We start from the raw sequence: 13,097 nt of genomic DNA, 5'->3' as shown, positions 1-13,097 counted from the left end.
AGAGCTTGTGCATATGCACAAAAAAATAGGTTGTCCCGTCAATATTATTGGGTTTGTAAGCGCAGTATACTCAGTTTAGAAAGCGTTATCAAATTACACACTGTATAGTGTCAAATTCTTATACTAGGGGGCAACTAGAGATGGAAGGCACAGTAATTAACTGGATGGGCGCGATTGCGGGATTGATTCTGGCCGTCGTATTGATTTTCAAAAAGGTTAACCCGGTCTACGCACTTTTTTTAGGCGCGATTGCCGGAGGGATATTAGGCGGGGCATCCATTGCAGAGACAGTACAATATGTCATCGACGGAACGAATAGTGTTATGGGTGCAGTTGTACGTGTTCTCGCAGCCGGTGTGCTGGCCGGGGTATTGATTGAATCAGGGGCAGCCGAACGAATGGCCGAGACCATAGTAGATAAGCTTGGCGAAAAGAAAGCGTTATTATCTATAGCGCTGGCAACTATGATTATTACAGCGGTAGGCGTATTCATCACAGTCGCTATCATTATTGTCGCTCCAATCGCTTTGTCCGTAGGTAAGAAGATCGGCATTTCCAAAACCGCTTTGCTGCTCGCACTGGTCGGTGGCGGTAAAGCCGGTAACATTATTTCACCGAACCCGAACACCATTGCCGTAGCTAAAGGCTTTGATGTAGATTTGGCTCAGGTCATGATTCATGGATTCATCCCAGCCGTTGCGGGTCTGATTGTCACTGTTATTATTGCTAATCTGCTGGTCAACAAAGGTGTGAAAATTGCAGAGGGCGACGTTGTAACTAAAGAGGAAGACAGTACTAAGGTTAAACCTAGCTTTGGCCGTGCCATCGTCGCTCCAGTTGTCGCTATTTTACTTCTAGCCATTAACCCAATCGGAAATATTCTAAATATTGAATTGCTGAAATCATTTAAAGTCGATTCTATGATCATCTTGCCTCTTGCCGGCATTATTGGATTGATTGCTATGAAACAAACGAAGAACATCATTTCTTTTACAACCTCAGGGTTAAATAAAATGACAGGTACAGCCATTATCCTGATTGGTGCTGGTGCTATCGCTGGTATTATCTCAAAATCGGATTTGAGTGCTACTGTTGTAGATGCAATAACGGCTATGGGGATTTCCGGAACGTTCCTTGCGCCAATTGCAGGGATCCTGATGGCGGCTGCTACAGCATCAACCTCTACGGCTTCTATCGTGGCTGCCGGATCATTTGGTCCCGCTATTCTTTCGATGGGCACAGCGCCGCTAAATGCAGCAATTATGGTGCACACCGGGGCTACAGTCATTGACCATCTGCCACACGGTAACTTCTTCCACGTGACCGCTGATTCCGTTAAGATGAACATTAAGGACCGGATGTCACTGATTCCTTATGAAAGTCTCGTGGGTCTGACGATGGCTATCGTCGCCACTATATTATACGGCTTCATCCTATAATTTATATTTGCAACTAGAAGGGACGGATATTCTATGAATAAAGACTTTGTCATCGTATTGGCACCGGATTCTTTCAAGGAAAGCATGACAGCCAAAGAAGCTTGTGAAGCCATGGAAAAAGGCATTCATAAAGTAAATTCTAATATTACTTGTATTCATGTACCCATGGCAGATGGCGGCGAAGGAACGATGCAGTCCTTGGTCGATGCAACGGAAGGTACAGTATATATAACAAAAGTTAAAGGGCCACTGGGCAATGAAGTTAGCGCATCCTACGGAATCACAGGAGACGGGCTGACAGGGGTGCTGGAAATGGCTAGTGCGAGTGGCATTCAGCTGGTATCCCCAGAGACACGTAACCCGTTGATTACAACTACCTACGGGACAGGACAATTAATCAAAGCATGTCTGGATCGTGGGGTCAGCAAGCTGCTGATCGGTATCGGTGGCAGTGCCACCAATGACGGAGGCGCCGGGATGGTGCAGGCATTAGGCGGCAGGCTGCTGGATGCCGAAGGCAATGAGCTGTTGTTTGGTGGTGGTGAGCTCGGCAGATTAGCCCGTATTGATCTGAGTGGATTTGACCCTCGCCTTAAGGATGTACAGGTTGAAGTGGCCTGCGACGTTACGAATCCATTATGTGGTCCGACCGGGGCTTCCAATGTATTTGGTCCGCAAAAAGGGGCTACTTCGGATATGATCAAACAGCTGGACAGCAATCTGCATCATTATGCGAGTGTCATCAAAGAGCAATTGGGTTTCGATATTATAGATATGCCTGGTGCTGGTGCAGCGGGTGGCCTTGGGGCAGGACTGGTGGTGTTCTTAAACGGAATATTAAAAAAGGGCATTGAGCTTGTGATCGACTATACTGGACTTGAAGAAAAAGTGCAGCAGGCGGACATGGTGTGGACCGGGGAAGGAAGCATCGATTTCCAGACTCAATATGGCAAGACCCCGCTTGGCGTTGCTGAGGTCGCTAAGAAATATAATAAACCTGTGCTGGCCTTTGCGGGACGGATCGGCGATCAGACGGAAGTGCTGTATGATAAAGGGATTGATGCTATTTTTGGGATCATGCCAGGTGCATCTTCATTGGAGGATGCTTTGAATAAAGGGCAAGAGAATTTGGAAAGAACGGCTGAGAATGTGGCTAGGTTAGTCATGCTGAACCAAGGAAGCTGATTGAATTATACAAAGTGATAGAGGGGCTGACTGAACGGAGTCAGCCCCTTTTTTCTTTTTTAAGGTAGAAGCTTTCTGAGTAGAATATAAAGGGACAGGAGGTACAGACATGAAGATATCGAAATCACTCGCAGGACAAATAGCACAAGAAATGATGAGCGTAGTTCCTTATAACATTAATGTTATGGATGAGAGCGGCTTTATTGTAGGAAGCGGAGATCTGAAACGGGTCGGAACCTTACATGAGGGAGCGAGAATAGCCATTCAAAGTGGGCATGTCTTTGAAGTGTACGAGGATGGCAGCGGCATGAAGCCGGGGGTGAATGAACCCATTATTATAGATCATAAAGTTTTGGGTGTGGTAGGTATTACGGGACATCCAGATGAGGTTAGGCCGTTTAGTAAGCTGGTCAGAGTCACTACTATATTACTTATTGAGCAGGAAGCAAGGAACAAGCTGGAACAGGATGAGCGAGTAAAACGTGTGAAATTTTATCATGAATTGTCTTATCGTAAAGAAGCATATGATCTTGAGTTTCTGGAACGGGCGGGCAGCTATGGGCTTGATCTTAAGAAAAAATGCTGGGCGATCCTAGTGGAAGGCGATGTGAACGGAAAAGAATTCAAAAATGTATTTAGGTCCTATCCACATTACTGGAATTTGGAGAATGATAAGGCGGTTTTTTTTATAACGGATGTTTTTCTTTATAAAGAGCTCATAGGAAAACTAAATTCATGTGCGAATGTGGGGCGAATAGGTTCTGGCGAAGCAGAGGAGTTAGCTGCTTATTCACTTGAACAGGCCCAGGCGGCGATTAGTGTTGGTAGTAGAGTCGACCCGCTCAAGATACTGTACACTTATGAAGAACTAAGATTCTTAATTCATCTCTCCTATGACGGGGCAGAACGGCCCGGGACGATTTATGCTCTACTGGATCAGTCGGGCGATAAGACAGGCCTGATTGAAACACTGCAAGTATTTATTGCTGAGAATGGGGACCATAATCGTACTGTACAGAAGCTGAATATTCACCGAAATACACTGAACTACCGGCTTAATCGCATTCATACATTAACGGGCAAAAATCCACGCAACTACATGGAGTTGTTTGAATTGTTGTGCGGATTGATGTGGCGTAAGTAGTCTAAATCCCCCTATTCCAATTGCCATCCTGATTTTATAGGCATAAACTTAGATAAGCTTGTATAGATAAATTAGGACAGGGATGGATAGGAATGAATGAGAAAGTAGTAATGAATGATAAAGTAGTCATGCCATTATGGACCGTGTGCCTTTTTATCGTAGTGATGAACACAACGATGTTTAATGTATCACTTCCAACCATTATTCAGGATCTCCAAATTTCTGCTGATCTAGGTTCATGGGTAATTTCGAGCTATTCGATTGGATATGCTTTATCGACGGTTATTTATAGCCGCTTATCAGACGTTGTGCCGATTCGGAGACTTTTGACCGTTGGCTTAATTACTCTTGGGTTGGCCTCAGTGTTTGGATTATTTGCGCATGACTTTAATACATTATTGATAACGAGAATAGTACAATCTGCTGGCGCGGGTGCGATGGCTGGATTGGGTCTCGTACTGGCTAGCCGTTATGTGCCTATTGAAAGACGTGGTGCGGCTATCGCCATGATCTCCGCAGGGAGTGCAATGGCCTTTGGTTTGGGCCCGATTTTTGGTGGTGTCATCAGTCAGTATTTTGGCTGGAACGGGTTATTCGGAATTACTTGCCTTGTGCTTGTTGTATTGCCAGTACTACTGCGTTTATTACCTAAGGAACAGCCGCAGCCTGCAAGCTTTGACGTTATTGGGGCGGCGCTGACCGTAGTAAATGCGGCAAGTCTGCTGGTAGCCGTAACTACCCAATCTCTGGTATGGTTGGCAGTGGGCGTAGTGTCTATTATCGTGCACGCTTGGTATTTGAAGAAGGCGAAGGAATCCTTTATTAACCCGCAGCTGCTAAAAATGCCGGGATACTTGAAGCTAGTTACCATAGGCTTTTGTATTCTGGTGCTGAACTTGGGGAATTTGTTCCTGATGCCGCTTGTGCTCGCTAATCTGTTTGGTAAATCCGCGTTGATGATTGGTTTGTTTATCGCACCAGGTGCGTTATTATCTGCATTTCTTACCCGTTTTGTTGGACGTTTTATTGACCGGTATGGCAACTTGCGCTTCTTAATCATAGGGCATTGTATTCTTGCCGCTGTTATGGCTGCATTTGCGCTGAACCTTTCTGTATCTCCTGTAGTTCTTCTGCTTGGTTATCTTTGCTTCTCTCCGGCCTTCTCGGCGACAATGGCATCCTTAAATAATGAAGCTTCTCGGGTTCTTCCGCGAACTTGGATTGGTTCAGGTATGGGGCTTTTACAACTGATTCAGTTTTTTGGAGGTTCTGTATCTGTTGCGGTCTGTGGGCTGTTGCTGCATGCTCAGCGTGATCTTGCGCCGGCAAAAGCCTATGAGCATGTATACGGACTGTTGCTCCTTGTCAGCTTGTGTTCGTTAGGAGTTCTCCTTTTATATAGACGTTCTTATTCCAAAAGTAATGCTGGGCAATCTATACAAGCTTAGAACTGAAACGAAAAGGTGATAAAAACGTATCAGATGCTATAGCAGATATAAGGAAGGAATGGTAATAATGGATAACGGGATGAGTGTAGTTTTAATCGAAAAAATGCCAGAAGGTGATCTACGAGTGATTGAAGAGCGTACGTGGAGCATGAATATGATAACTGCACTTGAACATGTCAATTATATAGTGGTGGGCAGTAAGGAATATGAGGCGGTTGAAGGACGACTGAATGTGGATGAGGGCAAGCTGGAGCTTTTGCTTGTTCCGATGCACACTGAGGGATAGAAGATCATCAGGGAAGGAGAACCTTACGATGGCTAAAGAAGAAAGGGATAAGGAATTGCCTGCATCAAAATTATTTACCGCAGATGGCAAACCCATCCGTGTATTATCAACATCGCTAGGCATAGCCTTATTAGCGAATGCTATGTTTATTCCTGGCGGAGCGGGGGCTAGCGCGAATACTTCTGCGGGCGAACCACAGCTAGTCTCTTGGTCTAATGAAGAGGTTAAAGCTTATTTTGATAAAAATGTGGATTGGAATATTCCCTACCCCGAAGAAGGTACGAAAGAGGTAGAGGAGCAAGGCCAAGGCGTAGTAACTTCAAACGGAACAACGGTAGTGAATAACTATGGCGGTTATCATTCAGGTTTTGGCTGGACGGATTTGCTTCTGTATCACATGTTGTTTAACAGCGGTGCCAATTACTCCTCCAGAGGATGGGCTAAGGACCGTCCTACCTATTATGGAGGCACGAGAACCACTTATAAACCACCTACTTATAGCAGCGAAAAGTTCCAGAATAAAAAGGTGCCCGGTTCTGTAGTGAAACCTAAAACCTCAACCTCATCCACGGGTTCCATCACGAGAAGAGGTTCCTCTTCAAAGAACGGAATCGGTGGCACTTCCAGTGGCTTAAACTCTTCGAAGAACTCTAAATCAAGCTCAGGCTCGAAATCTTCATCGAGATCTGGTTCTAGTAAGAGTGGTTTCGGCGGATGAGTGATCAGCAGAGCGTGTTTGAGATTCTGGATTTGTCTGATCTGGAGCGGGGCCCACGGGTACAAGCGCTGCATGAGCTTGGGTTCACTTGGGCAGATCTAGAGGAAGAAGAGTACTGGATGGATGCAATAGCTGTGATGCGCAGCGACATTTATAAAGAGCTTGAGGAAGCCTCCGCAAAGCTGTGGGCTATCCTCGATAAAGCGGTTCGGTATATACATCTAAAACGCGATTTGTATGAGCTGCTGGGCATTCCTCCTGTTCTTTGGGAGATGCTTGATGGGTTTCCTATTCCGGAAGAAGGTCTAATCAGTCGGTATGCAAGGTTCGATTTTGCGATAGCTAATGATGGAACCATCAAGCTTCTGGAACTGAATGCCGATACACCTACAGGTTATGTGGAGGCTTCCATAGCAACACCTTGGATCTGTGAACAGGCGGGTGTGACTAGTCCAAATCATGCGATGAAGGAACAACTTGCCGCAGCCTGGCAGATAGAACGTCCAGATACCGCAGCTTGTGTTGCTTATGGGTCTCATCTTGAAGATTCGGGTACGATTGAAGCCTTGGCCAGACATAGCGGGCTTACTATTCAGTGTGTGGACTGTCTCGACCTGTGGGTCGATGAGGGCATTTTGAAGGACGGGGAGGACCGGGTGATAAAGCGGATGTTCGCCCTATATCCTAAAGAGTGGATGGCCGTCGATGAAGGTGGAGATGCACTTGCCTATGCTGTTGAGCAGGGAAATCTTCAGCTTTTTAATGGACCGCACAGTATCCTGTTGCAGTCTAAGGGATTGATTGCAGCTGTGTGGGGAATGTATGAGCTTGGCTTATTATTTGACAATGAAGAGCGTGAGGCGATCTCACGTTATATTTTGCCGACTTATAATAAGCCTGTGTTCTCTGGCAGCTTTGTGTCCAAATCTGTATTTGGCCGCGAAGGCGGTTCTGTACGTCTCTTTGACGATAGTGGAACTCTAGAAATTGAGGACGAAGAGGGTTATGATAGCAGTCAGCTTTTTCCCTCTGTATATCAAAAAAGAGCTGAACTAGCCCGAATACACACCGCCGAAGGTGAATTCCACCTACTGACAGGCATGTTCGTCATTAATGGGAAGCCGTGTGGGCTGCTCGGCCGGGCTGGCGGACTGATTACGGGCAATGCCAGTCATTTTATCGCGTTGGGAGTGAGATAGTTGGATAAAAGTAAGGCTATAAACAAGTCGTCTACTAGATTAGTAAAGGCCCGGATCGGGGCTTTATGTATGATGCTTCTAACGGTATTGCTGCTTAGTGCATGTTCCAGTAATCAGGGGAGTGTGTTTGATTCAGGCACTGCTGAAACTTCTGACAGTGTTGCACGGGTACCTTGGGATTACCGGGTTGTGGAGAGTACTGTAGGTGATCTAATTGGTAGCGATATGACGGTGTTGCCGGATAATGAGCTGCTGCCGAATGATGAGAATTATGCTACTGGCGATAAAATATGGACATTGCAGTTCATGGACGCTGAGCTGATCACAGATGCCGACCAACGCAATGAAGTCCGCCTCTCTTCCTGGACGACCATTAAATCGTATCCCGATGAAAAAACAGCAGTCGAGGATCTTACCAACCTTAAGGTATCGGTAACTACAGATGTTGATCTTGTAGGAGTATACAAGACAAAATATAATGAGAAGACAAGAAACTTTGCCGTCCTTGAGCTGCCTTCCGGCAACCGGATCAAGCAGCCGATAGACGATGAGCGTTATGCAGCATTAGAGAAAGAAAAGACCGCTTCCGTAGTCCTTGAGGAAGTACATGATTTCGCCGATTATGACTCGGCATATGCGAAATTTCGGGGGTGGGCAAAGTGACGATTGTTGTTAATTTAATAGTCAGTATATTTGTGATTATTCTTCTGCAATTATTGGGTATGGTTATCTTTGGCTTGATGACCCCGTTCAAGGATATGGAAGAGCTGAAAAAAGGAAATGTGGCTGTAGCTCTAGCGCTTGGCGGCAAATTTCTCGCTACAGCAATTATCATTGGAGTAGCGGCGTATACGAATACCTCTATTCTGCATATGATCATTTGGTTTGCTGTCGGTTATGTATGCCTCATCGCTGCTTACTGGATTTTTGAATTGGCGACCCCAAGCTTTAAAATTTCAGAACATCTGGAAAAAGGCAATGTGGCAGTAGGCACTATGCTCTGCTTGGTGTTTATCGGCACAGCATTTGCAGTCAGCAGTTTGATTGTTTAGTTCAAAAATCGCAGATGGACATGGATAAGGCTGCCCTCAGTAATAACCTCGAGAGGCAGCTTTATTAATGTGAGGAAGGGATGGCAGATGCATTTTTTTCTGAGAATATCCACCAGGATGATGCGTTTACGCAAACGGTCGATCGGTCTGATTATTTTGATCTTTATAATTCTTAGCGCATCGATAGCTTACCTGCTTGAACCGAGTACATTCCACAACTGGTTTAATGCCTTCTATTGGGTCATGACAACGATGGCCACCGTTGGGTATGGAGATTATTTTACAGAGACTGTAGTGGGTAAGCTATTCACCATGTTTCTGTATATTTTTGGGATTGGTCTTCTCAGCTTGGTTATTGGCAAGGTTATTGACTCTATTGCAGAGGTGCAGAGAAGGAGAGGAGCAGGAACATTGAGCTTCCGGGGAAAGGATCATGTGATATTAATCAATTGGAGTAAGAAAGCGCAAGCTGCGGTAGATGAGGTGTTATGTTATTCACCTAAATGTCATATCGTCATCATTGATGAGATAGGACGGCATCCGCTGGAGCATATGGAACAGGTCCACTTTGTAAGCGGTGATGCTTCCAGCGATGAGATTCTCCTTAAAGCTAACATACACGAAGCCAGGGCAGCCATTGTGTTCGGAGACACACGGATTGATGAAGCATCGCTAATTGACGGGAAATCTCTGCTTATCGCCTCCAGCATTGAGCGCATAGCGCCACAAGTACATACTACCGTAGAAATTATGCAGGAGAAGAATATACAGAATTTCAGGCATGTTCAGGTCAATGAATTCGTTCTGTCGCATGATGCCATTTCTAGATTGGCAGTCCGATCCGCTCTGCAAGAGGGGAATTCAGAGGTGATTACGCAGCTGCTGAGCCGCCAGTATGGGGATGATATTTATGAGATTCCAGTGAATAGTGCATGGAAGACCTATGGGCAGGCGTTTCAGGAATTGCTCCTTCAAGGTGCAACTTTACTCTCGGATCGTAGTGACCTTAGCATCAATCGCAAGCTGGACCAGCCTATTCCTAAAGAGGCTAGATTATATATTGTTTCGGATGAAGAGACGTATCGGAGAATTAAAGGTTAGGTCAGTGATAAGCGAGTAAAGCGGATTTTCGGGAGAATGGCTTCTCGGAATTCCGCTTCTTTTTGTTTGCCGTTCCTTCCTTAAGGGTAAGAGATGAATATTATCGTTACTCTACCTTTCGGAAGGAGCCATTGTTAATGAGTGAACAGCAAAAAGTGAACGGAAATAGCAAAAATGAGCAACTGGAACAGTTTCGCAGTAAGGACGAAGGTCACGCTTTAACAACCAATCAGGGATTGAAAGTGTCCGAGGATGAGTTCTCCCTAAAAGCCGGTGACCGGGGGCCAACCTTGCTGGAGGATTTTCATTTTCGGGAAAAAATGACCCATTTCGATCACGAGCGGATTCCTGAGCGGATCGTGCATGCACGCGGATTTGCCGCCCACGGGGAGTTTGAAGTATATAAATCGTTGAAAGAATATACGAAGGCGAAATTCCTTCAAGATCCGTCCGTGAAGACCCCGGTGTTTGTCAGGTTCTCAACGGTAGCAGGATCACGGGGTTCGGCCGAAACTGTGCGGGATGCCCGGGGCTTCTCGACCAAATTTTATACCGAAGAAGGCAATTATGATTTGGTAGGCAATAATATGCCGGTCTTTTTTATACAGGATGCGATTAAGTTCCCTGATTTAGTGCATGCGCTTAAGCCGGAGCCGCATAATGAAATGCCTCAGGCAGCATCAGCCCATGATACCTTCTGGGATTTCATCGCCAATAATCAGGAATCGGCCCATATGGCGATGTGGCTGATGTCTGACCGCGCCATTCCGCGAAGCTTCCGGATGATGGAAGGGTTTGGAGTTCACACCTTCCGTCTGATCAATGAACAGGGGAAAGCGCATTTTGTTAAATTCCATTGGAAACCAGTACTTGGTGTACATTCTTTGGTGTGGGACGAAGCACAGAAAATATCCGGAGCGGACCCTGACTTTCACCGCCGTGATCTATGGGAATCGATTGAAGCCGGCAACTTTCCGGAATACGAGCTGGGCATTCAGCTTCTTAGTGAAGAAGACGAATTCAAGTTTGATTTCGATGTGCTGGACCCTACAAAGCTATGGCCAGAGGAAGACGTGCCCGTGCAGATCGTTGGGAAAATGACCTTGAACCGCAACGTGGATAATGTTTTTGCCGAAACGGAGCAGGTGGCTTTCCACCCTGGACATGTAGTGCCAGGGATTGATTTCACCAATGACCCGCTACTTCAGGGCAGATTGTTCTCTTATACGGATACCCAGCTGATTCGGCTTGGGGGTCCTAACTTTCATGAACTGCCGATTAATAGACCGGTGTGTCCTTTCCACAACAACCAGCGTGACGGATATGGGCGGCAGACGATTAATCAGGGCACTGTGAGTTATCATAATAATTCTCTGGCCCAAAATACGCCGAGACCTGTCCCAGAGGCAGAAGGCGGTTATGTGCATTATCAAGAAAAGGTTGAGGGCCGTAAGGTACGGAGCCGGAGTAAAAGCTTTGAGGATCATTTTTCACAAGCCAAGTTATTCTGGAATAGTATGAGCCCTCCGGAACAATTGCATATTATCGAAGCTTATTCTTTTGAGCTTGGAAAGGTTAAGAGTAAGTCGGTCCGACAGCAGGTCGTAAATATGCTTGCTAACATTACCTCCGAGCTTGCTGTACCTGTGGCAGAAGCCATTGGAGTAGCGGCTCCAGAAGTTGGCGGTTCCGAGGTTACTCAAGCTTCCCCTGCCTTAAGTCAGGCTAATACGAAAAAACATCCCAACACGCGGAAAGTAGGCGTGATTATCGGAGATGGTTTTGATGAAGCTGCGGTAATGCCTGTGTTGGAAACGCTTATGGGAGCTGGGATACAACCGGAGCTAATCAGTGATAAGCTTGGATTTATTAAAGGCTCAAGCGGCACAGAGCTTGAAGTCATCCATACCTTGTCCACTACAGATTCGGTGCTCTTCGATGCGATTTATGCGGCGGGTGGAAATGCGGAACGCAAGAAATTCCATAAAGATGCAGCGTTATTCCTCAACCAAGCCTATGCACATTTTAAACCTATCGCGATGACGACAATACTTGCTGAGCTGCTTGCAACAGATGAACATAGAAGCAGTCCGGGAGTCATAATAGGCGATGGTGGGGAAGTTTTTGCGGCTAGCTTCGTTGCGGCCATTACTGCCCATCGTTTTTGGGAACGTATGGAATAAAGTAAGTAAATTACAAAAAAAGGAGGATCTGCTCGTCAGAAGGCGTGTGGATGCCTCTTTTTTTTCATCTAATGGTTTCATAAATTTAACATTTGGATTAAGGATGTGATGTATATTACCGTTATAGATAATACTAGGCAATATAAGCAGATGCTTAGAGAGGTGATTTTTTGAGGAAAGAGATAGCTGTTGCTATAGTGGTACTTACAGGTTTTACAGCATTAACAGCATGCGAGCAAACAGCAATGCCGGCATCAACACCCTCGCCCTCCGCGAATGTTCATACAACAGAGCCACCGAATCCTACGGGTTCGGCTAATAATGATATGGGGGACCCTTCACAGGAATTGGATGCTTTAGAGCAATTTATTGTTACGAAGCTTACCGGCTCGTCCGGTGTTTATACGAATTTAATTGAAACAGAGCAATCCGGGGAAGCAGCAAGCGGCCATGAGATTCTAAGTGAGTCTGCCTCTCTGAGGATGCTGGCAGCCGTACGGAGTGGTGAGAAAGAGCGATTTGCAGAAGAATGGGCGCTGGCTAAGCAAACCTTTGATATGAAGGGTGGTTTTAGCTACCGGTATAGCCCTAAACAGCAGAAATTATATCCTGTGAATGCTGCAGTTGATGACTTACGTATCATTCGTGCGCTTTATGAAGCGGGGGATACGTTTAGAGATAAACAATATACAGAAGAAGCGGCTAAGTATGGTGAGAGGTTTTATAACTATAATGTAAAAAATGGATATATGTATGACTTCTATGATGAAAATTACAAAAAAACCAACACATTCGTTACTTTATGTTATATTGATTTAGGTACAATGCGAAAATTGTCGGTTTCTGGAGAATCTCGTGACTTTTTGTTGAATAATATGAGCGTTATTCTGAAAGATGGATATTTATCAGATGAGTTTCCCTTCTATGAAACAAGGTTTAATTATGAGAGTGGAACCTATAGTTCGGAGAATATCAATACAGTAGAATCGCTACTGTCTATTCTGGCTTTGGCAGAGGTAGACCAGCAGAAATCCTCCAGCATTAATTTTATCAAGCAGCAGGTCGAGGCTGGCACATTATATGGACAATATTCGCGTGAGGGAAAGCCGCTTAACGATATTCGCTCAACAGCCATTTACGCCATTACGGCTATGATTGGTGCCGAGACCGGAGACGATGCACTCTATCGCAAAAGCATTGAAAGAATGAACGAGTTCAGAATAACCGATGCCGGCAGCTCACTGTATGGAGGCTTCGGCGATGTAGCTAGTGGCCAAGCCTATTCCTTTGACAATCTGATGGCATCATTGGCCTATGTCTATTAATTTAAACCTATAGTAAC

General features: G+C 45.5%; 12 protein-coding genes. All 12 read left to right on the top strand.

What is annotated here, in order from left to right; genetic code table 11:
- The first annotated feature begins 140 nt into the window (after nucleotides 1-140).
- The gene (locus MHB37_RS30545) at nucleotides 141-1,439 is read left to right on the top strand and encodes a GntP family permease (protein WP_036682204.1); all 1,299 of its coding nucleotides are present in this window, start codon (nucleotides 141-143) and stop codon (nucleotides 1,437-1,439) included.
- Nucleotides 1,440-1,472: 33 nt separating this feature from the next.
- Nucleotides 1,473-2,624: a glycerate kinase gene (locus MHB37_RS30540; RefSeq protein WP_076124101.1), complete on the top strand. Its 1,152-nt coding sequence runs from the start codon at nucleotides 1,473-1,475 to the stop codon at nucleotides 2,622-2,624.
- 109 nt (nucleotides 2,625-2,733) lie between these two features.
- Complete coding sequence (locus MHB37_RS30535; RefSeq protein ID WP_076181893.1) at nucleotides 2,734-3,768, top strand: sugar diacid recognition domain-containing protein; 1,035 nt, start codon at nucleotides 2,734-2,736, stop codon at nucleotides 3,766-3,768.
- Nucleotides 3,769-3,860: 92 nt separating this feature from the next.
- Complete coding sequence (locus tag MHB37_RS30530) at nucleotides 3,861-5,216, top strand: MFS transporter (protein WP_248548928.1); 1,356 nt, start codon at nucleotides 3,861-3,863, stop codon at nucleotides 5,214-5,216.
- Nucleotides 5,217-5,283: 67 nt separating this feature from the next.
- Nucleotides 5,284-5,502 carry a hypothetical protein gene (locus MHB37_RS30525; protein ID WP_036682196.1) on the top strand — a complete coding sequence of 73 codons (219 nt, stop codon included), beginning with the start codon at nucleotides 5,284-5,286 and terminating at the stop codon, nucleotides 5,500-5,502.
- 28 nt (nucleotides 5,503-5,530) lie between these two features.
- A complete protein-coding gene (locus MHB37_RS30520) occupies nucleotides 5,531-6,220 on the top strand; it encodes a hypothetical protein (protein ID WP_076124098.1) in 690 nt (229 codons plus the stop codon).
- Complete coding sequence (locus MHB37_RS30515; protein WP_076181895.1) at nucleotides 6,217-7,419, top strand: glutathionylspermidine synthase family protein; 1,203 nt, start codon at nucleotides 6,217-6,219, stop codon at nucleotides 7,417-7,419. The genes MHB37_RS30520 and MHB37_RS30515 overlap by 4 nt, the downstream gene beginning before the upstream one ends.
- A 69-nt stretch (nucleotides 7,420-7,488) precedes the next feature.
- Entirely contained in the window at nucleotides 7,489-8,082 is a 594-nt protein-coding gene (locus MHB37_RS30510; protein WP_232061559.1) for a hypothetical protein, read from the top strand.
- Nucleotides 8,079-8,471, top strand: a complete 393-nt coding sequence (locus tag MHB37_RS30505; RefSeq protein WP_038573772.1) for a DUF350 domain-containing protein — start codon at nucleotides 8,079-8,081, stop codon at nucleotides 8,469-8,471. Before MHB37_RS30510 ends, MHB37_RS30505 begins: the two co-directional genes overlap by 4 nt.
- An 87-nt stretch (nucleotides 8,472-8,558) precedes the next feature.
- Nucleotides 8,559-9,572, top strand: coding sequence for a potassium channel family protein (locus MHB37_RS30500; RefSeq protein WP_076202050.1), 1,014 nt, complete (start codon nucleotides 8,559-8,561; stop codon nucleotides 9,570-9,572).
- Between the two features lie 137 nt (nucleotides 9,573-9,709).
- Nucleotides 9,710-11,755 carry a catalase gene (locus tag MHB37_RS30495; protein WP_076301495.1) on the top strand — a complete coding sequence of 682 codons (2,046 nt, stop codon included), beginning with the start codon at nucleotides 9,710-9,712 and terminating at the stop codon, nucleotides 11,753-11,755.
- Nucleotides 11,756-11,925: 170 nt separating this feature from the next.
- Nucleotides 11,926-13,080, top strand: coding sequence for a glycosyl hydrolase family 8 (locus MHB37_RS30490; protein WP_256717191.1), 1,155 nt, complete (start codon nucleotides 11,926-11,928; stop codon nucleotides 13,078-13,080).
- Nucleotides 13,081-13,097 lie beyond the last annotated feature (17 nt).

Source organism: Paenibacillus sp. FSL H3-0286, from assembly GCF_045040705.1.
In the GTDB taxonomy this organism is placed as follows: domain Bacteria; phylum Bacillota; class Bacilli; order Paenibacillales; family Paenibacillaceae; genus Paenibacillus_AQ; species Paenibacillus_AQ odorifer.
Note: the sequence above shows the minus strand (reverse complement) of the source record. Positions and strands in the feature narration are given on the sequence as shown.